The sequence below is a fragment of the Serratia sp. S4 genome (genome assembly GCF_000347995.1).
In the GTDB taxonomy this organism is placed as follows: domain Bacteria; phylum Pseudomonadota; class Gammaproteobacteria; order Enterobacterales; family Enterobacteriaceae; genus Serratia; species Serratia quinivorans.
In genome coordinates this window covers 267,525-289,387 of sequence record NZ_KB661120.1, presented here as the reverse complement: position 1 = coordinate 289,387, position 21,863 = coordinate 267,525, and the positions used below count along the sequence as shown (strand labels likewise).

Below are 21,863 nucleotides of genomic sequence, written 5' to 3'. Positions count from 1 at the left end.
AAATTCTGTTTCATTCCAGCCGTCATTTCCATGACCACCAGAACCAATCTCGGAACGCGCTGAAAATCTCTCAAATCAAAACACTTTTGGTGTTGTAAGGTTAAGTCTCACGGATCATTAGTACTGGTTAGCTCAATGCATCGCTGCACTTACACACCCAGCCTATCAACGTCTTAGTCTTAAACGTTCCTTCAGGGGAATCAAGTTCCCAGGGAAGACTCATCTCGAGGCAAGTTTCGCGCTTAGATGCTTTCAGCGCTTATCTTTTCCGCACTTAGCTACCGGGCAATGCCATTGGCATGACAACCCGAACACCAGTGGTGCGTTCACTCCGGTCCTCTCGTACTAGGAGCAACCCCTCTCAATCTTCCAACGCCCACGGCAGATAGGGACCGAACTGTCTCACGACGTTCTAAACCCAGCTCGCGTACCACTTTAAATGGCGAACAGCCATACCCTTGGGACCTACTTCAGCCCCAGGATGTGATGAGCCGACATCGAGGTGCCAAACACCGCCGTCGATATGAACTCTTGGGCGGTATCAGCCTGTTATCCCCGGAGTACCTTTTATCCGTTGAGCGATGGCCCTTCCATTCAGAACCACCGGATCACTAAGACCTACTTTCGTACCTGCTCGAGCCGTCACTCTCGCAGTCAAGCTAGCTTATGCCTTTGCACTAACCTCACGATGTCCGACCGTGATTAGCTAACCTTCGTGCTCCTCCGTTACTCTTTGGGAGGAGACCGCCCCAGTCAAACTACCCACCAGACACTGTCCTCACCCCGGATTACGGGGCCGAGTTAGAACATCAAACATTAAAGGGTGGTATTTCAAGGTTGGCTCCACGCAGACTGGCGTCCACGCTTCAAAGCCTCCCACCTATCCTACACATCAAGGCTCAATGTTCAGTGTCAAGCTATAGTAAAGGTTCACGGGGTCTTTCCGTCTTGCCGCGGGTACACTGCATCTTCACAGCGAGTTCAATTTCACTGAGTCTCGGGTGGAGACAGCCTGGCCATCATTACGCCATTCGTGCAGGTCGGAACTTACCCGACAAGGAATTTCGCTACCTTAGGACCGTTATAGTTACGGCCGCCGTTTACTGGGGCTTCGATCAAGAGCTTCGCCTTGCGGCTGACCCCATCAATTAACCTTCCAGCACCGGGCAGGCGTCACACCGTATACGTCCACTTTCGTGTTTGCACAGTGCTGTGTTTTTATTAAACAGTTGCAGCCAGCTGGTATCTGCGACTGGCTTCGGCTCCGAGAGCAAGTCTCTTCACCTACGCGCCAGCGTGCCTTCTCCCGAAGTTACGGCACCATTTTGCCTAGTTCCTTCACCCGAGTTCTCTCAAGCGCCTTGGTATTCTCTACCTGACCACCTGTGTCGGTTTGGGGTACGATTCTGTGTTACCTGATGCTTAGAGGCTTTTCCTGGAAGCTTGGCATCAACTACTTCTGCACCGTAGTGCATCGTCATCACGCCTCAGGGTTGAATAAGCAACCGGATTTACCAGGTCACTCCCCCTACACGCTTAAACCGGGACAACCGTCGCCCGGCTAGCCTAGCCTTCTCCGTCCCCCCTTCGCAGTAACACCGAGTACAGGAATATTAACCTGTTTCCCATCGACTACGCCTTTCGGCCTCGCCTTAGGGGTCGACTCACCCTGCCCCGATTAACGTTGGACAGGAACCCTTGGTCTTCCGGCGAGCGGGTTTTTCACCCGCTTTATCGTTACTTATGTCAGCATTCGCACTTCTGATACCTCCAGCAACCCTCACAGGCCACCTTCAACGGCTTACAGAACGCTCCCCTACCCAACAACGCCTAAGCGTCGCTGCCGCAGCTTCGGTGCATGGTTTAGCCCCGTTACATCTTCCGCGCAGGCCGACTCGACCAGTGAGCTATTACGCTTTCTTTAAATGATGGCTGCTTCTAAGCCAACATCCTGGCTGTCTATGCCTTCCCACATCGTTTCCCACTTAACCATGACTTTGGGACCTTAGCTGGCGGTCTGGGTTGTTTCCCTCTTCACGACGGACGTTAGCACCCGCCGTGTGTCTCCCGTGATAACATTCTTCGGTATTCGGAGTTTGCATCGGTTTGGTAAGCCGGGATGGCCCCCTAGCCGAAACAGTGCTCTACCCCCGAAGATGAGTTCACGAGGCGCTACCTAAATAGCTTTCGGGGAGAACCAGCTATCTCCCGGTTTGATTGGCCTTTCACCCCCAGCCACAAGTCATCCGCTAATTTTTCAACATTAGTCGGTTCGGTCCTCCAGTTAGTGTTACCCAACCTTCAACCTGCCCATGGCTAGATCACCGGGTTTCGGGTCTATACCTTGCAACTATTCGCCCAGTTAAGACTCGGTTTCCCTACGGCTCCCCTATACGGTTAACCTTGCTACAAAATATAAGTCGCTGACCCATTATACAAAAGGTACGCAGTCACCCAACTAGTAGGCTCCCACTGCTTGTACGTACACGGTTTCAGGTTCTATTTCACTCCCCTCGCCGGGGTTCTTTTCGCCTTTCCCTCACGGTACTGGTTCACTATCGGTCAGTCAGGAGTATTTAGCCTTGGAGGATGGTCCCCCCATATTCAGACAGGATGTCACGTGTCCCGCCCTACTCATCGAACTCACAATTAATGCATTTTAGTGTACGGGACTATCACCCTTTACTGTGCGACTTTCCAGACGCTTCCACTAACACAAGAACTGATTCAGGTTCTGGGCTCCTCCCCGTTCGCTCGCCGCTACTGGGGGAATCTCGGTTGATTTCTTTTCCTCGGGGTACTTAGATGTTTCAGTTCCCCCGGTTCGCCTCATACGACTATGTATTCATCGTATGATAGTGCAACGAATTGCACTGGGTTTCCCCATTCGGGTATCGCCGGTTATAACGGTTTATATCACCTTACCGACGCTTATCGCAGATTAACACGCCCTTCATCGCCTCTGACTGCCTAGGCATCCACCGTGTACGCTTAGTCACTTAACCTCACAACCCAAAAGTGTTTCCACATTTGTGCTGCTACATTTGAGAGACTCTATGACAGGGTACTCCTTACTCCAGTACTTCTACGGAGGAGTAAGTTTCAGCTGTCATGTTTCAATTTTCAGCTTGTTCCAGATTGTTAAAGAGCAATATCTTAAACATGACTCGTTAAAGTCATCTTTAAGATGTTTTCGGCGCAGCAAGCACCGGTGATAATGTCTTTCACTCATTATCGGAATGGCGTCCCCAAGGGGATTCGAACCCCTGTTACAGCCGTGAAAGGGCAGTGTCCTAGGCCTCTAGACGATGGGGACACGAAATTCCGATTAGACTCTCGTCTTAATCGGTTCGTATCAGCATGAGTCAGAGACTCATTACATCAACAGGTAGCGCTTTTGCTCATTACTTTTCTATCAGACAATCTGTGTGAGCACTTCACGCAATCAATATCATTAGGTAAGGAGGTGATCCAACCGCAGGTTCCCCTACGGTTACCTTGTTACGACTTCACCCCAGTCATGAATCACAAAGTGGTAAGCGCCCTCCCGAAGGTTAAGCTACCTACTTCTTTTGCAACCCACTCCCATGGTGTGACGGGCGGTGTGTACAAGGCCCGGGAACGTATTCACCGTAGCATTCTGATCTACGATTACTAGCGATTCCGACTTCACGGAGTCGAGTTGCAGACTCCGATCCGGACTACGACGTACTTTATGAGGTCCGCTGGCTCTCGCGAGTTCGCTTCTCTTTGTATACGCCATTGTAGCACGTGTGTAGCCCTACTCGTAAGGGCCATGATGACTTGACGTCATCCCCACCTTCCTCCGGTTTATCACCGGCAGTCTCCTTTGAGTTCCCACCATTACGTGCTGGCAACAAAGGATAAGGGTTGCGCTCGTTGCGGGACTTAACCCAACATTTCACAACACGAGCTGACGACAGCCATGCAGCACCTGTCTCAGAGTTCCCGAAGGCACTAAGCTATCTCTAGCGAATTCTCTGGATGTCAAGAGTAGGTAAGGTTCTTCGCGTTGCATCGAATTAAACCACATGCTCCACCGCTTGTGCGGGCCCCCGTCAATTCATTTGAGTTTTAACCTTGCGGCCGTACTCCCCAGGCGGTCGACTTAACGCGTTAGCTCCGGAAGCCACGCCTCAAGGGCACAACCTCCAAGTCGACATCGTTTACAGCGTGGACTACCAGGGTATCTAATCCTGTTTGCTCCCCACGCTTTCGCACCTGAGCGTCAGTCTTTGTCCAGGGGGCCGCCTTCGCCACCGGTATTCCTCCAGATCTCTACGCATTTCACCGCTACACCTGGAATTCTACCCCCCTCTACAAGACTCTAGCTTGCCAGTTTCAAATGCAGTTCCCACGTTAAGCGCGGGGATTTCACATCTGACTTAACAAACCGCCTGCGTGCGCTTTACGCCCAGTAATTCCGATTAACGCTTGCACCCTCCGTATTACCGCGGCTGCTGGCACGGAGTTAGCCGGTGCTTCTTCTGCGAGTAACGTCAATGAACAGTGCTATTAACACTGAACCCTTCCTCCTCGCTGAAAGTGCTTTACAACCCGAAGGCCTTCTTCACACACGCGGCATGGCTGCATCAGGCTTGCGCCCATTGTGCAATATTCCCCACTGCTGCCTCCCGTAGGAGTCTGGACCGTGTCTCAGTTCCAGTGTGGCTGGTCATCCTCTCAGACCAGCTAGGGATCGTCGCCTAGGTGAGCCATTACCCCACCTACTAGCTAATCCCATCTGGGCACATCTGATGGCGTGAGGCCCGAAGGTCCCCCACTTTGGTCCGAAGACGTTATGCGGTATTAGCTACCGTTTCCAGTAGTTATCCCCCTCCATCAGGCAGTTTCCCAGACATTACTCACCCGTCCGCCGCTCGTCACCCAGAGAGCAAGCTCTCTTGTGCTACCGCTCGACTTGCATGTGTTAGGCCTGCCGCCAGCGTTCAATCTGAGCCATGATCAAACTCTTCAATTAAAAGCTTGATTTGCTTCAACTCGTGAAGCGATGCTCGAAAATAACTTTCGTAATAGTCATTCAGTTGGACAAGCCAACAAAACAACTTATTGCTTGGTCACTCTTCAAGACTTGATATTTTTTCGAACCCGAAGGTTCTGGATATCGTCTTGTGGAGTGCCCACACAGATTGTCTGATAAATTGTTAAAGAGCAGTGAGTTAGCCGCCGTAGCTTGCTATCTCGAGGTGGCGTATATTACGCTTTTCACCCGAAGAGTCAAGCGTTTATTTCGCTTTTCTCTTTCCGACTGGGCGACTTGGTTCTCGTTAGAGGAGTCGTTGTTCCCGGTCAGTGGAGGCGCATTATAGGGAGTTCTCAGAAGGCCGCAACCCCTAAATGCAAAAAACTTTTCAAGCGCGGATTATTTCAACAAAGCGCTGCACAAGTCAGCGTTTTCGTCACTTTTCATACTGAATATGACCAAACTCCTGGGCAAAACGGTCCACCTGCTGCCAGTCTGTGTACTCCACTTCTTTACTGGTATCTGTTTCGCCCCCCGTCATACGCATAATAAGTTGAATCATGACTCGATCGAACCAGCGATAACGTGGATAGCGAAGCGCGCCGGCAAACACGGCACACTGTTTTGGCTGCCAGGGAGAAGACAACAGGAACTTGCGGGTATAGGCGTTGGTCTGTGGCGACCGCTTGTCTGCCTTACGGGCGATCAGGTTAACGCTAAAAAACGCACTCGGCATCTGGTTCAACTGCTCAGCATGGCGCTTAACAAACTTTTCCAACGTCGGATGGAAATGGCCATAGCGTATTGAGGCACCAATCAGCACCTGCTGATACTGGCTGAGGTCGACATTATTCGCCTGTAGTAAATCGATCACGTCACAACGCAGCGTATCTTGCAATTTGTTTGCTATATAAGAAGCAATGGAACGTGTTTGCCCATCACGGCTAGAATAAAGAATCAGTGCCTTCACGGCGTTACTCCTTCTATCAGGATCATTCACGCCAGAATGTCGGCGTAAACAGAACCAGCAGTGTAAAGACCTCAAGGCGCCCGAACAGCATCGTCAGAACCAGGATCCACTTCGCCGGTGCAGGCATAGTAGTGAAGTTATCCGCAACCACTCCCAGCCCTGGCCCAAGGTTATTCAGCGTCGCCGTTACGGCAGCAAAGGCAGAAAAATCATCAACGCCGGTGGCGATAATCGCCAGCATGCTGACGATAAACACCAGCGCATAAGCAGAGAAGAACCCCCATACCGCTTCCAGGATACGTTCCGGCAGCGCACGGTTACCCAACTTGATAGTGTAAACCGCATTAGGGTGCACCAGCCTTTTTAGCTCACGCGAGCCCTGTAAATACAGCAGCAGAATGCGAATCACCTTCAGGCCGCCACCGGTCGAGCCGGCACAGCCACCAATAAATGCAGAGCACAGCAACAGCATCGGCAGGAATAACGGCCATTTAGCAATACTGTCGGTGGTAAAGCCGGCAGTTGTCGCCATAGACACCACCTGGAAGAATGCCTGATTGACCGTTTCCATACCGGTTTTGTAGACGCCATGCCCCCACAGCACGGCGGTACACACCACAACCAGCGTCAACTGCACGGCAATGAACATGCGGAACTCAGGATCACGCCAGTACACTTTCAGGCTGCGGCCGCTCAGCAAGGCGAAGTGCAAGCCATAGTTACAACCGGAGATCAGCAGGAAAATAGCAATGATAGTGTTGATGGTCGGACTGGCGTAATAACCGATGCTGGCGTCATGGGTGGAGAAACCGCCAATAGCGATAGTCGAAAAGCTGTGGCCGATGGCGTCAAACACTGACATGCCGGCCCCCCAAAGCGCCAGTGCACAGGCAATGGTCAACAGAACATAAATCAGCCACAGGGTTTTGGCCGTTTCGGCAATGCGCGGCCGCATTTTATTATCTTTCAGCGGGCCTGGCATTTCTGCGCGGTACAGCTGCATGCCGCCGACGCCGAGGATCGGCAGTATCGCCACTGCCAACACAATGATCCCCATCCCGCCCATCCATTGCAGCATCTGCCGATAGAACAAAATGGCTTTGGGTAGTGAGTCCAGCCCCACCAGCGTCGTCGCCCCGGTGGTGGTTAAACCGGAAAACGATTCGAAGAAGGCATCGGTCAGTGAAAGATTGGGCCGCTCCGAAAATAAAAACGGTAACGCCCCGACGCTGCCCAGCACCGTCCAGAACAGCACCACAATCAGAAAACCCTCTCGTGGCTTCAGCTCATGCTTTTGTTTACGGTTGGGCCACCAAAGCATCAGGCCGATGGTTACCGCTACAAAGAAGGTTTGGCTGAACGCCCGCCCCGCCCCATCGCGGTATATCAATGCCACCAGACCAGGAATAAACATCGTCCCGGAGAACAGGATGACCAGCAAACCAACGATACGGGTTATAGCGCGAAAATGCATTTCAGCACGATCCTTAGCAATTCAGTTGGGGGAATTATTGCGAAATGGGGGTTAATTGCAAATTACCGCGACTGAGATCACGTAATTTATTCCCGAACGCTTCAACGCCGGTGACCGGTAAAGCCAGATGCAGCATGACGGAAGCACCATATTCCCCCTGTACAATCCGCCCTTGAGTTTGCTGCAATAAATTCTCTACCAATGCCAACTGAGCATAGTCACATTGCAAAGTATATTCGGCCTGCGGGATTTTGTAGCTCACGGCCAATTGCTTTAATGCCTGCTGCACGCCACTGCCGTAGGCTCTCACCAAACCACCGGTGCCCAACTTGATACCGCCGTAGTAACGCACTACCACGGCGGTGATTTCGCCGATTCCACTGCCCATCAGTTGTGCCAGAATGGGTTTACCAGCCGTGCCGGAAGGTTCGCCGTCGTCGGAAAAGCCCAACTGTTGTGAGTCAGTCGGTGATCCTGCGACAAATGCCCAGCAATGGTGCCTGGCCGCAGGGTGTTCATCACGAACCTGCTGAATAAACGCCTTTGCAATATCAACCCCACTGGTCGGTGCCAGCAGGGTGATAAAACGGCTCTTCTTTATTTCTTCGCTGACACTGACGGGGCCTGCCGGGATCGGGTAAGGCTGCATCAGGCCAGGTTCAGATCGCGCGTCATGTTCTCGATACGCTTTTCGTGGATCACGATATTGTCTTCAATACGGATACCACCATAAGGTTTCAGCGCATCGATGCGATCCCAGGCAAAATGTTGACTGAATTCGCCGCTGCGCCATGGCGCCAACAAGGAATCAATAAAATACATGCCAGGCTCAATGGTTAACACCATGCCAGGTTGCAACACGCGAGTGCAGCGCAGGTAAGGGTATTTTGACGGCGCAGCCAGATGGGTGCCCTGTTCATCTTGCATAAAGCCGGCAGAGTCATGCACCTGCAAACCTAGCGGATGGCCCAGACCGTGTGGCAGGAATGGCGTGGTCAGCCCCTGCTCAACCATGGCCTCTTCACTGATGCCGGTAACCAGCTTGTGACTCTTGAGCAATTTGGCGACGCGTTGATGCATTTGCACATGGTAATCGGTGTAACGCACACCGGCTTTGATGGTATCCATCAGTGCCAGTTGTTCACCGTTAAGATCTTTTATCAGGTGCGCGAAATCACTGCCGCTCTGGCCAGCGTAGGTGCGAGTCAGGTCGGCGGCGTAACCGTTATATTCGGCACCGGCGTCAAGCAGGAAGCTTAGCATTTCAGACGGAGGCTGATGATCCAACGTGGTGTAATGCAGCACCGACGCATGCTCATTCAGCGCAACAATGTTGTCATAAGGTACATCGGTGTCGCGATGGCCCGTGGCGGTGAGGTAAGCCTGGTTGATATCAAACTCACTCATGCCGGACAGGAAGGCCTCATGAGCGGCACGGTGCCCCATAACAGCAGTTTTCTGCGCTTCGCGCATGCAGGCCAGCTCGTATCCCGTTTTGATAGAGCGATGGAAATCGAGGTAATTCAATACCGCTTTCGGGTTGACGTTTTCTGCCAGGATACCGAGATCGCGGGCACGTTGCTGCGCATAACCAATATAACCCACACGCTCACGCTGGGCAGGAAGCTGCTGCGCGATATCATCAGCATTGGCCAACGGCATCAGTTCAACGGACCTGGTCCAGAAACTCTCCGGCAGTGGCTCAACGCTATGCCAGTAATCGACCGGCGAATAGAACCACAGCTTCGGTTTGTTAACGCCATCCACCCACAGCCAGCAGTTTGGCACCGAGGTAACCGGCACCCAGGCCTTAAAGTGCGCATTCACTTTGAACGGGTAGCTGCGATCGTCCTGGAATATCCGTTGCAGTTCCCCAGAGTGAATCAGCAGCGCATCCAGTTTGTTGCGCGTTAACACTTCACGCGCCCGTTTTTGCAGTTCTGCCAGGTGGTCGTTATACAAAGAAGCCAGCGTTTCCATCACAATACCCTTATACATACCATTAGAACGGAATGAGTCATCTTAGCACACCGTTCAGGTGCACCAACCCCATCAGCTCTGGCATGCGGAGCGGTTCGCAAATCGCTGTAAACGTCGTTACATCCTTAGCTTAACAATTAACCAGGCGATCAGACCAAGCAACGCGATAGCAGCAGCCCACAGGCCGTGATGTTCGAGTAGAACCGCGCCGGCTGCAGCTATGCCTGCCAGACACTGTTGCAGAAAGCCGCATAACGCCATGGCGTAGGCACCCTGCTGTTTAACATCGCTGACCGCCATCGCCATGCTATTGGGAAACAACACCGCCTGGCCAAAAATCGTCAAACAATACAAAGCGATGAAGACTGTCATACCGGAAAGCCCCACCAGTACACCGCTCCACCACAGCACCATTATCACAGCAGTGGCAACGGCAACGATACTCGTCCCCGCCTGCATCAGCCGCTTACCGCCAAAGCGCGCAACCGTCCGGTTTACCGCCATTGCTCCAGTAAAGTAAGCCACGCCGATCACCAGCCCCAGAGCCCCAAAAGCGGTAACGTTCAGGCCAAACCCCTGCTGCATGATAAACGGACTCACTTCCTGCAGAGTGACCGTAGTGGCAAACCCCAATCCGCCGACAACTGCCGGCCAGAAGAACCCCGGACGACGCAGAATGTGCCAATAGGTTGCCGCCATGGCCGGGCGCCTGCCTGCTCCGCGGCCCGCTTCCAGTGGCAGCGTCAGCATCAGTAACCATATCGCCAGCCCGGTCAGCCCCATCACCACAAACCCCATTTGCCAGTGTGAATACTGACTGAGCAGCCCACCGATAAACTGCCCACCGCCCAACGCGGCGATAAAGGCTATCGACAGCACCGAAAGGCGCCTTGCCAGCTCATCACCGCTCCAATTATCACGAACAATAATGCGCGCGATGATTGCAGCACCACCGGCGGCAACCCCCTGCAGTGCCCTCAGCACTAATAACTGAGTACCGTTACTGCAAAATGCCAGCAGAGCACTGCAACTGATAAACAACGCCAGAGACAATGTCAGCGGCAGGCGACGGCCAAAACGATCGGCCGCAGCCCCCCAGAACAACACCGGCAAGGCGGCTCCTATCACGAATATCGATATAGAAAGTTCGGTGGCGCGTCGCGTCATTGCCAGTTCCTGCATCACCGTCGGTAATGAAGGCAAATACACCGTCGTCGCCATCTGAGCCATAAACACCAGCAGACAAGCCAGCGTCATGGTTCCGGCGGGAATACTCCACAAACCACTGTGTTTTACACATACCGCTTTACTCATTTCGCACCTCTGCGTGAGCAACACTCTGCTCCGGCAAGTGTATGAAGGCTTTCACTCGTCGACAAATCACCATAAAGCATAAAATATAACTTCGTTTTAAATCAAAACACTAACTCATGGTCATGTGATCAGACCAGCAAAAATGCAATCTCTTATTTGCATATTGTTAACATAAAAACCACACTCCTCATCATCTGGTCATACCAGATCAAACGCTGATTCAGGAGATAGACATGCTCTACCAAGGCGAAACATTACAACTGCACTGGCTCGACAACGGCATCGCCGAGCTGGTGTTCAATGCCCCAGGCTCGGTAAACAAGCTCGATACCCGCACCGTTGCCAGCCTGGGCGAAGCGCTCGCGGTGCTGGAAAAGCAGACCGAGTTGAAAGGCCTGCTGCTGCGTTCTACCAAGGCCGCCTTTATTGTCGGCGCCGACATCACCGAATTCCTTTCGCTGTTTGCTGCCCCGGCTGAAAAGCTGCAGGAGTGGCTGAACTTCGCCAATGCGATCTTTAACCGGCTGGAAGATCTGCCGGTGCCGACCATTTCGGCCATTAACGGCTATGCACTCGGCGGCGGCTGCGAATGTATTCTGGCGACCGACTTCCGCGTTGCGTCTCCGGATGCGCGTATCGGCCTGCCGGAAACCAAACTGGGTATTATGCCGGGCTTCGGCGGTTCCGTTCGCTTGCCACGCCTTTTGGGTAACGACAGCGCACTGGAAATTATTGCCGCCGGTAAGGACGTCAGTGCCAAAGATGCACTGAAGGTCGGCCTGGTGGATGCGGTCGTCGCACCAGAAAAATTGGTGGAAGCCGCGCTGAAAATGCTGCAACAGGCGATTGAGGGCAAACTGGACTGGCGCGCTTATCGTCAGCCAAAGCTCGAGCCGTTGAAACTCAGCCCAATCGAAGCAGCCATGAGCTTCACCACCGCCAAAGGCATGGTGATGCAAACCGCTGGCAAACATTATCCAGCGCCGATGACCGCGGTCAAAACCATTGAGGCCGCCGCCAGGCTGGGCCGTGATGAAGCACTGAAACTGGAAACCGCCAGCTTTGTGCCATTGGCCCGCTCCAAAGAGGCGCGCGCGCTGGTCGGCATCTTCCTCAATGACCAGTTTGTGAAAGGTCAGGCGAAGAAGCTGGCATTGGGTGTCGAAGCACCGAAGCAGGCGGCAGTCTTGGGTGCCGGTATCATGGGTGGCGGTATCGCCTACCAGTCCGCGCTGAAAGGCGTGCCGGTTGTCATGAAAGACATCAGCGACAAATCCCTGACTCTCGGTATGAATGAAGCCGCCAAACTGCTGAACAAGCAGTTGGAACGTGGCAAGCTCGATGGCATGAAAATGGCCCAGGTGCTGTCGACCATTCAACCGACGCTGGATTACGCCGGTATCGAACGCGCGCAGGTGATCGTCGAAGCCGTGGTCGAGAATCCAAAGATTAAGGCGGCAGTATTGTCCGAAGTGGAAGGCCTGATCGGTGAAAATACCGTACTGGCGTCCAATACCTCGACCATTCCGATTAATCACCTGGCGAAATCGCTGAAGCGCCCACAGAACTTCTGCGGTATGCACTTCTTTAACCCGGTACACCGCATGCCACTGGTGGAAATTATCCGCGGGGAGCAGACCAGCGACAGCACTATCGCGGCCGTGGTGGCCTATGCCAGCCGTATGGGTAAAACGCCGATTGTGGTCAACGACTGCCCAGGGTTCTTCGTCAACCGTGTACTGTTCCCGTATTTTGCCGGTTTCAGCATGCTGCTGCGCGACGGTGCAGACTTCCGCCAGATCGACAAAGTGATGGAAAAACAGTTTGGCTGGCCAATGGGTCCGGCTTACCTGCTCGACGTCGTGGGGATTGATACCGCGCACCACGCCCAGGCGGTGATGGCGGCCGGTTTCCCGGAACGCATGGGTAAAGATTACCGCGACGCCATCGACGTGATGTTCGATAACCAGCGTTTTGGTCAGAAAAACCAGTTGGGCTTCTATCGTTACAGCCAGGACAACAAAGGCAAGCCGCGTAAAGACAACGATGAGCAGACCGATGTGCTGCTGGCCGAAGTCAGCCAACCGCGTCAGACCATCAGCGACGAAGAAATTATCGCCCGCATGATGATCCCGATGATTAACGAAGTAGTGCGCTGTCTGGAAGAAAACATTATTGCCAGCCCGGCCGAAGCTGATATGGCGCTGGTCTACGGCATCGGTTTCCCTCCGTTCCACGGCGGGGCGTTCCGTTACCTGGATACGCTTGGTACCGCCAATTATGTCGAACTGGCCCAGCGTTATGCGCATCTCGGCGCTTTGTATCAGGTGCCTGCCGGCCTGCGCGCCAAAGCTGAACATAATGAAAGCTACTACCCGGTGGCAGCGCCGCTGTCCGATGTCTCCACTGGCCAACCGGCATGAGGTCATAAAGATGGAAAACGTAGTTATTGTTGATGCCGTACGCACGCCGATGGGCCGCTCCAAGGGCGGCGCCTTCCGCCAGGTACGTGCTGAAGATCTTTCCGCTCACCTGATGCGCGCCGTACTGAGCCGTAATCCGTCGCTGGATGCCGCCGAAATTGACGACATTTATTGGGGTTGCGTGCAGCAAACGCTGGAGCAGGGCTTTAACATTGCCCGTAACGCTTCGCTGCTGGCCGAGATCCCACACAGTGTCCCGGCGGTCACCGTCAACCGACTGTGCGGCTCATCCATGCAGGCGCTGCACGATGCCGCACGCGCCATTATGGTCGGCGATGCACACGTCAGCCTGATTGGTGGCGTAGAACATATGGGCCACGTACCGATGAATCACGGTGTGGATTTCCACCCGGGTCTGAGTCGCAGCGTGGCAAAAGCAGCCGGAATGATGGGGCTGACCGCGGAGATGCTGGCCAAGATGCACAATATCAGCCGCCAGATGCAGGATGAGTTCGCAGCACGCTCGCACCAACGCGCACATGCCGCCACCCTGGCCGGCTATTTCAAGAATGAAATCATCCCAACCACCGGCCACGACGCCGACGGTGTGCTGACCCGCTATGACTTCGACGAAGTCATCCGCCCGGAAACCACCGTTGCCAGCCTGGCAGCGCTGCGTCCGGCCTTCGATCCGGTCAATGGTACCGTGACCGCCGGGACTTCTTCGGCATTGTCCGACGGTGCCTCTGCCATGCTGTTGATGAGTGAATCACGTGCCAAAGCGCTTGGCCTGAAAGCCCGTGCCCGCATTCGTTCAATGGCCGTTGTCGGTTGTGACCCTTCCATCATGGGTTACGGCCCTGTGCCTGCCAGCAAGTTGGCGCTCAAACGTGCCGGCCTGAGCGTACAGGACATCAACCTGTTTGAACTGAATGAAGCCTTTGCCGCCCAGTCACTGCCGTGCATCAAGGATTTGGGACTGTTGGACAGCATCGACGACAAAATCAACCTGAACGGCGGCGCCATTGCTCTGGGCCACCCCTTAGGCTGCTCGGGATCACGTATCTCGACTACCCTGCTGAACAATATGGAACGCCGCGACGTACAGTTTGGTTTAGCGACCATGTGTATCGGTTTGGGTCAGGGGATTGCTACCGTTTTTGAACGCGTTTAGCTGTGTCTGTTAGGGATGACTGCGTCAACACTTCAAACCGCAGCATTCCACCAAGTTTAGTTGCCGTACTTCCCGCCTGTCAGGGGCGGGTTTTTTTATGCCTGAATTCTACTGACGCCCCAATAAAAAGGGGCAGCCATTGGCCACCCCGTTTGCTACTGCTTCGCGCCTCAGATACTCAGATAAACGAGAAGGCGTCGCCAAACATATGCGCCTCCAGCGCGCCACGTTCGGCGCAGAAACGTTCGCGAGCGATTTTGGCCATCTCGAAGCGGCCGGCAATATAAATGTCGTGCTCTGCCAGCGTGCCGAAGTCCTGCAGCACCGCGCTGAGCACTGTGCCGCTGCGGCCGCGCCACTCCTCTTCCGGCTGTTCAACCACCGGAATGACTTTCAGATTAGGATGCCGCAACGACAGCGCTTCCAGCTCGCTCAAGTCATACAGATGCTTCAGTTCGCGTCCGCCCCAGTAGATGGAAATATCGCGATTCGGCTGCTGCTCCAGCGCGGCCAACAGAATCGAGCGCGCGTAGGAGAAACCAGTACCGCCGGCGATCAACACCAACGGACGGCTGCCTTCTTCACGCAGCCAGGCGTCACCGTGTGGGATATCAACGGTAATCGCCTGCTCTTTCAGAATGCGATCCATTACCGCCATGGCGTACAGATTCAGCTCCGAAGCGCCAATATGCAGCTCAATGTAATCCTGGTCTGACGGAATGGAGGCCAGTGAGAACGGACGCTTGTCGCGCTCATCCATCACCACCATCAGATACTGTCCTGCCTTGAAAGAAAACGGTGCCTCAGGCACCAAGCGTACCCGATAAACCGTATCGGTAATGGCCTCTACGGAGGTCACTTTACAGCTCAATATTGTCATGCGTTCCCTCTGTCGGGTCATCAATGCAAAACTGAGAACAAAGCCTGGCGCTAAAGCGTCGGTTCTCTGTCACTGAAAATTGCGAGCTCATCCCAGATTTCATCGACGCGCGCACGCACCTTTTCATCCATCTGAATCGGACGGCCCCATTCGCGCTGGGTTTCACCCGGCCATTTATTGGTGGCATCCAGCCCCATCTTCGATCCCAAACCGGAAACCGGTGAGGCGAAGTCCAAATAATCGATCGGCGTATTCTCCACCAAAACGGTATCCCTTGCCGGATCCATTCGGGTGGTGATCGCCCAAATCACATCATTCCAGTCGCGTGCGTTGACGTCATCATCGCAGACGATCACAAACTTGGTGTACATAAACTGACGCAGGAACGACCAGACTCCCATCATTACGCGCTTGGCATGACCGGCATACTGTTTCTTGATAGTCACCACCGCCAGGCGATATGAGCAACCCTCAGGCGGCAGATAGAAATCGACAATTTCCGGGAACTGCTTTTGCAGGATAGGAACGAAGACTTCATTCAGCGCCACGCCCAACACCGCCGGCTCATCCGGCGGACGGCCGGTATAGGTCGAGTGATAAATGGCGTCACGACGCTGGGTGATGTGGGTGATGGTGAATACCGGGAAGTGGTCAATTTCGTTGTAGTAACCGGTGTGATCGCCATACGGGCCTTCAGGCGCCATTTCTCCCGGTTCGATATAGCCTTCCAACACGATTTCCGCGCTGGCGGGCACTTCCAGATCGCAGGAGATACACTTGACCACTTCGGTTTTGTTGCCGCGCAGCAGCCCGGCAAAGGCATATTCAGACAGGGTATCCGGCACTGGCGTGACCGCGCCGAGAATGGTGGCGGGATCTGCACCCAGCGCAACCGCAACCGGGAAACGCTCACCGGGATGCGTCTGGCACCATTCCTGGTAATCCAGCGCGCCGCCGCGGTGCGACAGCCAACGCATGATGACTTTATTCTTGCTCAGCACCTGTTGGCGATAAATACCCAGGTTCTGCCGCTCTTTTTGCGGCCCGCGGGTTACGGTCAGGCCCCAGGTGATCAAGGGTGCGGCGTCTTCCGGCCAGCAGTGCATCACCGGGATACGGCTGAGATCGACGTCATCCCCCTGCCATACCTGCTCCTGACAAGGCGCTGAACCCAACACCTTGGTCGGCATGTTCAGCACTTGCTTGAACTTCGGCAGTTTATCGAACAGATCGCGAAAGCCCTTTGGCGGCTCCGGCTCTTTAAGGAACGCCAGCAACTTGCCGACCTCGCGCAACGAGCTGACGTCTTCCTGGCCCATCCCCATCGCTACGCGACCAGGAGTACCGAACAGATTGCACAGCACCGGCATGTCGTACCCTTTCGGGTTTTCGAACAGCAACGCAGGGCCGCCCGCACGTAAAGTACGATCTGCAATTTCTGTCATTTCCAGATAGGGATCAATCGGCTGGCTGATGCGTTTTAGTTCGCCTCTCTTTTCCAGCAACGAGAGGAAATCGCGTAAGTCACGGTATTTCATGCTGATCATTATAACGGCCAGTGAGAAGGGCATTATAAGCCCTCTTCACGGTTGTTGCTGCACTTTTGTTAAACACCGGTAAAGACCTTACCGGCTCTCAGTGGCACGTGAACGGCACCAGCGGGCGTAATGCCTGCGTATCCTGATACTCTTGGGTCTCTACGCCGTGGCGGAACACCTTGAAGCCTTGGTCTCTGGCACTGAAATAACGCAAGTCATTGCCCTCAATGTGCAACAGGCTGCCCTCACGCAGCGCCACTACAGATTCGCTCGGATTGACTGCACAGAACTCCGCCAGGCGCTCATCACGGGTTTCCCCCATGTGACCACTGATATGGGCGTCAATGTAATGCGGGTTAATCTGCACCGGGAACAGGCTCAACGCCGGCAACACTACGCTGTTGCGTACCGGCATATCATTGGTGGTACGGATACTTGGCGTAGCCACGTTACAACCGGCGCTCCAGCCAACATAGGGGACGCTACGTTCACGAACAGCCCGCTGGATCGGGACAATCAGGCCCTTCTCATGCAGCATTTGGTTCAGCATCCAGGTATTGCCGCCGCTGACCAGGATACATTCCGCCTGTTCAATCGCCGCAGCTGGGGACTCGGCATGGTGAATGCTGGTGACGTTGATGCCCAGAGTTTTCGCCAGCTCCTGCGCGCGCTGATCGTAATCACTGCGGATCATGGCATATGGGATAAAAACGGCGGACGTGATGCCACGGCGGGCGATCATCGCCAACAGGTGGCTCTTGGCATAGCCCAGCAGTTCACTCTCACCGGACAGTTTGCCGTTGCTCAACAGAAATAACTCCATTTCTCCTCCTCAATCAAAAACGATGAATACCGTCACATCAGGCGACAGCGCCCCGAGGCATACTGCGACGGTAGCAAATTTTTAGCCCTCTGTTATACCCAAGCCGTGCGGATAAGTGTGTGACCCCTCGCTAATTGCCAAAGATTCATGCAGATAGCGGCTGTTACATGCTGAAACTTGCATCACTATGTATCCGTAATGGCTTTTGATATGCTTACCGGCTGACAGAAAGGCATGTGAAATTATGGAATCCTGGTATCTATTGTATTGCAAACGCGGCCAACTCTTACGGGCGCAGGAACATCTCGAGCGGCAGGAAGTGAACTGCCTTAGCCCGATCATTACGCTGGAAAAGATCGTTCGCGGCAAACGCATCGCGGTCAGCGAGCCTCTGTTCCCTAACTATTTGTTTGTGGAATTCGATCCGGAGCGTATCCATACCACCACCATCAGTGCAACGCGTGGTGTCAGCCACTTCGTGCGCTTTGGTTCGACGCCGACCACTATCCCGCAGAAGGTAATCGAAGAGTTGCAGACACACACCTGCGAAACCTATGTCGACCCGGAAACGCCGCAACCCGGCGATAGTGTATTGATTGTCGATGGGGTGTTCGAAGGGCTGCAGGCGATTTACACCGAGCCGGACGGCGAAGCGCGCTCAATGCTGTTGCTCAACCTGATCAACAAACAGGTCAGCCAAAGCGTGGACAACCGACAGTTCCAAAAGCTGTAATGTAAAAAAGGCGCCCAAGGCGCCTTTATCATTGGATACTCGCGCCTTAGCGCTGCATCGCGTCGTCATGCATCCACTGAGCTACCCGCTTGGCGAAGTAGGTCAGCACGCCATCGGCACCGGCACGCTTGAAGCACATCAACGACTCCATCACCGCCGGTTGTTCCTGCAACCAACCGTTTTGAATCGCCGCCATGTGCATCGCATACTCGCCGGACACCTGATAGGCGAAAGTCGGCACACCAAAGGTGTCTTTCACCCGGCGTACCACGTCCAGATACGGCATGCCCGGTTTCACCATGACCATATCTGCGCCTTCCTGCAGATCCTGCGCAATTTCCTGCAGCGCTTCGTCGCTGTTGGCAGGGTCCATCTGGTAGGTTTTCTTGTTGCCACCTTTCAGATTGCCGCTGGAACCGAGCGCATCACGGAACGGACCATAGTAGCAAGACGCATATTTGGCAGAGTAAGCCATGATCTGGGTGTTAATCAGGCCCTGATGCTCCAGTTGATCGCGGATCGCACCAATACGGCCATCCATCATGTCGCTTGGCGCCACGATTTCCGCACCGGCTTCAGCATGGGACAGAGCCTGACGCACCAAAATCTCTTTGGTGATATCGTTAATAACATAACCTTGCTCGTCAATGATGCCGTCCTGACCGTGGGTGGTGTAAGGATCGAGCGCCACATCAGTCAAAATCCCCAGCTCTGGCACCGCGTCTTTCAACGCACGTACCGTACGCTGCACCAGACCGTCCGGGTTATAAGCTTCTTCTGCGTGCAGTGACTTCAGGCCAGGCTCAATCACCGGGAACAGGGAGATCACCGGCACGCCCAGCTTGGCGATGGCTTCCGCTTCTTTAACCAGCAGGTCGATGCTCATGCGCGATACGCCAGGCATGGATGCCACCGCTTCCTGACGGTTACTGCCTTCCATGACAAATACCGGGTAGATCAGGTCGTTAACCGTCAGTTGGTTCTCCGCCACCAGGCGACGACTGAAATCATGACGGCGCACGCGGCGCATACGGCGACCTGGGAAGGTGCCCGGAAATGCATAGCTCATAGTTTTCTCCTAACTCATTCCAGCCGGAATAGCCGGCGGGCGTTCTCATCGATTTTTTGCCCCAGCCATTCGGGATCTTCTTGTCGCCAGGCGGCCACCTGCCGGACGATATGGGGCAAAAAACAGGGTTCGTTGCGGCGAGATGTGGGTTTCGGAAGTAAATCCCGGGGCAACAGATAGGGGGCGTCGGTTTCCAGCAACAGACGGTCCGCCGGGATCTGCGGCAGCAACGCGCGCAGTTCCAGGCCACGCCGCTCATCGCAGACCCAACCGGTAATACCTACCGACAGGCCTAACGACAGGCAGCTTTCCAATTCTTCGGCGGTGCCGGTAAAACAGTGCACCACAGCCGCGGGCAGTTTATCCAACCAGGGTGTCAGCAGCGCGACAAATCGTGCGTGTGCATCACGGCAATGAAGAAAAACCGGCATCGACAACTCTGCCGCCAGTGCCAGTTGTGCGCTGAATGCCGCCTCCTGCTGCTCTGGAGTAGAGAAGTTGCGGTTGAAATCCAGCCCACATTCACCAATAGCCGCAACCTGTGGCCGGGAGGCTAACTCGCAGATTTGTTCTGCGACTCGCTCGTCCCAACTGCTGGCATGGTGAGGATGCACGCCGGCGGTGGACCAACAGAAACCAGCATGCAATTGCGCCAGTTCATTGGCAGCACGGCTCTCCTGCAGATCGGTTCCGGTAATCAGCAGCCCTGTTACACCTGCGGCACGGGCGCGATCCACCACCGCCGGACGGTCTTTGGCAAATTGTGAACTGGTGAGGTTGACGCCGATATCAAACATGATGTTCCCAAAGCAAAAGCCGCCCATCGGGCGGCTTAGAAACAAACAGAAATTAAGGTGCCGGGGGTTCGTCACCCTCGTCTTCTTCTTCTGGCTGCGGACGACGCTTACCGGTGTAGAAACGGGCAAAGAACACACCCACTTCAAACAGCAGATACATCGGGATCGCCAGCAGGGTCTGCGAGAACACATCCGGCGGGGTCAACAGCATACCGACCACGAAAGCGCCGACCAGAACGTAAGGCCGTTTCTTTTTCAGATCTTCCGGTGAAGTGACGCCACTCCAGCACAGCAGAATAATGGCAACCGGCACCTCAAACGCCACGCCAAACGCCATAAACAGCGCCATGACGAAATCGAGATAGTTATTGATGTCGGTCGCTATCATTACCCCGGCCGGTGCGGTCTTGGCAAAAAAGCCGAATGCCAGCGGGAAAACGATAAAGTAGGCAAACGCCATGCCGAGATAAAACAGCAGGCTGCTGGAGACCAGTAAAGGCATCATCAGGCGACGTTCATGTTTGTACAACGCCGGTGCGATGAAGGACCACACCTGATACAGGATCACCGGAGCAGACACAAACACCGAAACGATCATGGTCAATTTGATCGGGGTAAAGAACGGTGAAGCCACGTCCGTGGCGATCATGCTGGCCCCGGCGGGCAACTGCTTGATCAGCGGTGCTGACACCAGTTGGTAAATATCATTGGCGAAAAAAACCAGCACCAGGAAGATCGCCAGTATGCTGATAATCGAGTTTAACAACCGCTTACGCAGTTCTATCAGGTGACTGATAAGGGGTTGGGTATCTTCAACAGCCATGTTTTAACGATCGCCACTAGGTTGGTGAGACGCTGGGGTTTTATCCGCAACAGGTTCTGGGGTTGCCTGAACGCCCGAAGCGACCGGTTGTTTAACCGGCTCGACCACGGGTTGTGCAACCGGCGGCGTTACCGAAACCACCGGCTCCGGCACGGCAGCCGGGGACGATGCCACGGCCGCAGCCTCTGCCGGCGTCACGCCGTCATGAATGGCTTCAGGATCGGTGACCAGAGGGTTATGGATGGTGTGAGCAGGTTCGGTTTTGTTGTCACTGTCACCCAGATAAGAACGTTTCAGCGATTCCGCCGCGTCTTTCAGCTCATCCATCGACGCCTTCAGCTCCGGCGACAAATTCTGCATGCCCGCCTTCTCTACCTTTTTCAGGCTGTCCTGCAGTTCCTGCAGCTTCAGTTCCTGAGAAAGTTCGTTCTGCACCGAAGCCGCAAGCGAACGCAGCGCGCGGATCCAGCCCGAAACTGTTCTTACCGCTACCGGCAACCGTTCCGGCCCGAGTACCACCAGGCCGATAACCAGAACCAGCAACAGTTCACTAAACCCAATGTCAAACACGGTTTATACCTGCTCTTTGTTCTTCGACTCTTCCGTTTTCACTTCCGGCTGCTTATCGGTAATAGGCTTGGCCGTGAAGTCAGCGTCATCCAGGCTGCTTTTTTCAGCCGTGTTGCTCGGCGGCGTGTTGTCATCGCCGATCGCCTTTTTGAAACCTTTGATTGATGCACCGAGATCAGAGCCCAGCGTACGGAGCTTTTTGGTACCAAACAGCAGCACCACGATCACTGCGATGATCAACAATTGCGTAATACTAATACCGCCCATTGCAATTACCTCTATTTTTACAG

The 21,863-nt window shown here is 54.3% G+C and carries 16 protein-coding genes, 1 tRNA gene and 2 rRNA genes; 3 read left to right on the top strand and 16 right to left on the bottom strand.

Annotated elements, in window-relative coordinates; genetic code table 11:
* Positions 1-96 precede the first annotated feature (96 nt).
* The 8 genes from SERS4_RS0101965 to SERS4_RS0101930 all read right to left on the bottom strand — a co-directional run bounded on the left by SERS4_RS0101965 (position 97) and on the right by SERS4_RS0101930 (position 10,743).
* Positions 97-3,005, bottom strand: a 23S ribosomal RNA gene (locus SERS4_RS0101965).
* 235 nt (positions 3,006-3,240) lie between these two features.
* Positions 3,241-3,316 (bottom strand) — tRNA-Glu (locus SERS4_RS0101960).
* Positions 3,317-3,459: 143 nt separating this feature from the next.
* Positions 3,460-5,002: ribosomal RNA gene (locus tag SERS4_RS0101955) — 16S ribosomal RNA — on the bottom strand.
* Together the 16S and 23S rRNA genes with 1 tRNA gene alongside form the textbook arrangement of a ribosomal RNA operon.
* A 439-nt stretch (positions 5,003-5,441) precedes the next feature.
* On the bottom strand, positions 5,442-5,975 hold the full coding sequence (gene hemG / locus SERS4_RS0101950) for a menaquinone-dependent protoporphyrinogen IX dehydrogenase (RefSeq protein ID WP_017891325.1): 534 nt from the start codon (positions 5,973-5,975) through the stop codon (positions 5,442-5,444).
* 22 nt (positions 5,976-5,997) lie between these two features.
* Complete coding sequence (gene trkH / locus SERS4_RS0101945; protein ID WP_012004734.1) at positions 5,998-7,449, bottom strand: Trk system potassium transporter TrkH; 1,452 nt, start codon at positions 7,447-7,449, stop codon at positions 5,998-6,000.
* 34 nt (positions 7,450-7,483) lie between these two features.
* Positions 7,484-8,098 carry an IMPACT family protein gene (locus SERS4_RS0101940; protein WP_017891324.1) on the bottom strand — a complete coding sequence of 205 codons (615 nt, stop codon included), beginning with the start codon at positions 8,096-8,098 and terminating at the stop codon, positions 7,484-7,486.
* The gene (gene pepQ, locus SERS4_RS0101935; RefSeq protein WP_017891323.1) at positions 8,098-9,429 is read right to left on the bottom strand and encodes a Xaa-Pro dipeptidase; all 1,332 of its coding nucleotides are present in this window, start codon (positions 9,427-9,429) and stop codon (positions 8,098-8,100) included. The genes SERS4_RS0101940 and pepQ overlap by 1 nt, the downstream gene beginning before the upstream one ends.
* A gap of 117 nt (positions 9,430-9,546) precedes the next feature.
* The gene (locus SERS4_RS0101930) at positions 9,547-10,743 is read right to left on the bottom strand and encodes an MFS transporter (protein WP_026142156.1); all 1,197 of its coding nucleotides are present in this window, start codon (positions 10,741-10,743) and stop codon (positions 9,547-9,549) included.
* A gap of 233 nt (positions 10,744-10,976) precedes the next feature.
* Between SERS4_RS0101930 and fadB the strand changes: the two genes are divergently transcribed.
* Both fadB and fadA read left to right on the top strand, forming a co-directional pair.
* Positions 10,977-13,166, top strand: a complete 2,190-nt coding sequence (fadB, locus tag SERS4_RS0101925) for a fatty acid oxidation complex subunit alpha FadB (protein WP_017891321.1) — start codon at positions 10,977-10,979, stop codon at positions 13,164-13,166.
* A 10-nt stretch (positions 13,167-13,176) separates the two neighbouring features.
* Complete coding sequence (gene fadA, locus SERS4_RS0101920) at positions 13,177-14,340, top strand: acetyl-CoA C-acyltransferase FadA (RefSeq protein WP_017891320.1); 1,164 nt, start codon at positions 13,177-13,179, stop codon at positions 14,338-14,340.
* Between the two features lie 178 nt (positions 14,341-14,518).
* On the opposite strand, the gene fre is transcribed toward fadA, so the two are convergent.
* From fre to pepE, 3 genes are all read right to left on the bottom strand, one after another.
* A complete protein-coding gene (gene fre, locus SERS4_RS0101915) occupies positions 14,519-15,220 on the bottom strand; it encodes an NAD(P)H-flavin reductase (RefSeq protein WP_017891319.1) in 702 nt (233 codons plus the stop codon).
* Positions 15,221-15,270: 50 nt separating this feature from the next.
* The gene (gene ubiD, locus SERS4_RS0101910; RefSeq protein WP_017891318.1) at positions 15,271-16,791 is read right to left on the bottom strand and encodes a 4-hydroxy-3-polyprenylbenzoate decarboxylase; all 1,521 of its coding nucleotides are present in this window, start codon (positions 16,789-16,791) and stop codon (positions 15,271-15,273) included.
* A 64-nt stretch (positions 16,792-16,855) separates the two neighbouring features.
* A complete protein-coding gene (gene pepE / locus SERS4_RS0101905; RefSeq protein WP_017891317.1) occupies positions 16,856-17,581 on the bottom strand; it encodes a dipeptidase PepE in 726 nt (241 codons plus the stop codon).
* A gap of 244 nt (positions 17,582-17,825) precedes the next feature.
* Here pepE and rfaH point away from each other — a divergent pair, with 244 nt between their 5' ends.
* The gene (gene rfaH, locus SERS4_RS0101900) at positions 17,826-18,314 is read left to right on the top strand and encodes a transcription/translation regulatory transformer protein RfaH (protein WP_012004725.1); all 489 of its coding nucleotides are present in this window, start codon (positions 17,826-17,828) and stop codon (positions 18,312-18,314) included.
* A gap of 46 nt (positions 18,315-18,360) precedes the next feature.
* Here rfaH and hemB read toward each other — a convergent pair whose 3' ends face one another.
* Genes hemB through tatA form a run of 5 tightly spaced genes read right to left on the bottom strand, consistent with a single transcriptional unit; the run spans position 18,361 to position 21,840 of the window.
* The gene (gene hemB / locus SERS4_RS0101895; protein WP_012004724.1) at positions 18,361-19,383 is read right to left on the bottom strand and encodes a porphobilinogen synthase; all 1,023 of its coding nucleotides are present in this window, start codon (positions 19,381-19,383) and stop codon (positions 18,361-18,363) included.
* A 14-nt stretch (positions 19,384-19,397) separates the two neighbouring features.
* On the bottom strand, positions 19,398-20,180 hold the full coding sequence (gene tatD / locus SERS4_RS0101890) for a 3'-5' ssDNA/RNA exonuclease TatD (protein ID WP_026142155.1): 783 nt from the start codon (positions 20,178-20,180) through the stop codon (positions 19,398-19,400).
* Between the two features lie 52 nt (positions 20,181-20,232).
* Positions 20,233-21,003: a Sec-independent protein translocase subunit TatC gene (gene tatC / locus SERS4_RS0101885; RefSeq protein WP_012004722.1), complete on the bottom strand. Its 771-nt coding sequence runs from the start codon at positions 21,001-21,003 to the stop codon at positions 20,233-20,235.
* Between the two features lie 3 nt (positions 21,004-21,006).
* Positions 21,007-21,573 carry a Sec-independent protein translocase protein TatB gene (tatB, locus tag SERS4_RS0101880; RefSeq protein WP_017891315.1) on the bottom strand — a complete coding sequence of 189 codons (567 nt, stop codon included), beginning with the start codon at positions 21,571-21,573 and terminating at the stop codon, positions 21,007-21,009.
* Between the two features lie 3 nt (positions 21,574-21,576).
* The gene (gene tatA / locus SERS4_RS0101875; protein ID WP_017891314.1) at positions 21,577-21,840 is read right to left on the bottom strand and encodes a Sec-independent protein translocase subunit TatA; all 264 of its coding nucleotides are present in this window, start codon (positions 21,838-21,840) and stop codon (positions 21,577-21,579) included.
* Positions 21,841-21,863: the final 23 nt, after the last annotated feature.

What these genes read in the sequence shown, in the direction of transcription:
- SERS4_RS0101940 (WP_017891324.1), bottom strand. Translation starts at nt 8,098, where the DNA reads ATGCAGCCTTACCCGATCCCGGCAGGCCCCGTCAGTGTCAGCGAAGAA.
- fadB (WP_017891321.1), top strand. Translation starts at nt 10,977, where the DNA reads ATGCTCTACCAAGGCGAAACATTACAACTGCACTGGCTCGACAACGGC.
- SERS4_RS0101930 (WP_026142156.1), bottom strand. Translation starts at nt 10,743, where the DNA reads ATGAGTAAAGCGGTATGTGTAAAACACAGTGGTTTGTGGAGTATTCCC.
- tatA (WP_017891314.1), bottom strand. Translation starts at nt 21,840, where the DNA reads ATGGGCGGTATTAGTATTACGCAATTGTTGATCATCGCAGTGATCGTG.
- fadA (WP_017891320.1), top strand. Translation starts at nt 13,177, where the DNA reads ATGGAAAACGTAGTTATTGTTGATGCCGTACGCACGCCGATGGGCCGC.
- tatC (WP_012004722.1), bottom strand. Translation starts at nt 21,003, where the DNA reads ATGGCTGTTGAAGATACCCAACCCCTTATCAGTCACCTGATAGAACTG.
- ubiD (WP_017891318.1), bottom strand. Translation starts at nt 16,791, where the DNA reads ATGCCCTTCTCACTGGCCGTTATAATGATCAGCATGAAATACCGTGAC.
- rfaH (WP_012004725.1), top strand. Translation starts at nt 17,826, where the DNA reads ATGGAATCCTGGTATCTATTGTATTGCAAACGCGGCCAACTCTTACGG.
- fre (WP_017891319.1), bottom strand. Translation starts at nt 15,220, where the DNA reads ATGACAATATTGAGCTGTAAAGTGACCTCCGTAGAGGCCATTACCGAT.
- pepQ (WP_017891323.1), bottom strand. Translation starts at nt 9,429, where the DNA reads ATGGAAACGCTGGCTTCTTTGTATAACGACCACCTGGCAGAACTGCAA.
- hemB (WP_012004724.1), bottom strand. Translation starts at nt 19,383, where the DNA reads ATGAGCTATGCATTTCCGGGCACCTTCCCAGGTCGCCGTATGCGCCGC.
- pepE (WP_017891317.1), bottom strand. Translation starts at nt 17,581, where the DNA reads ATGGAGTTATTTCTGTTGAGCAACGGCAAACTGTCCGGTGAGAGTGAA.
- tatD (WP_026142155.1), bottom strand. Translation starts at nt 20,180, where the DNA reads ATGTTTGATATCGGCGTCAACCTCACCAGTTCACAATTTGCCAAAGAC.
- trkH (WP_012004734.1), bottom strand. Translation starts at nt 7,449, where the DNA reads ATGCATTTTCGCGCTATAACCCGTATCGTTGGTTTGCTGGTCATCCTG.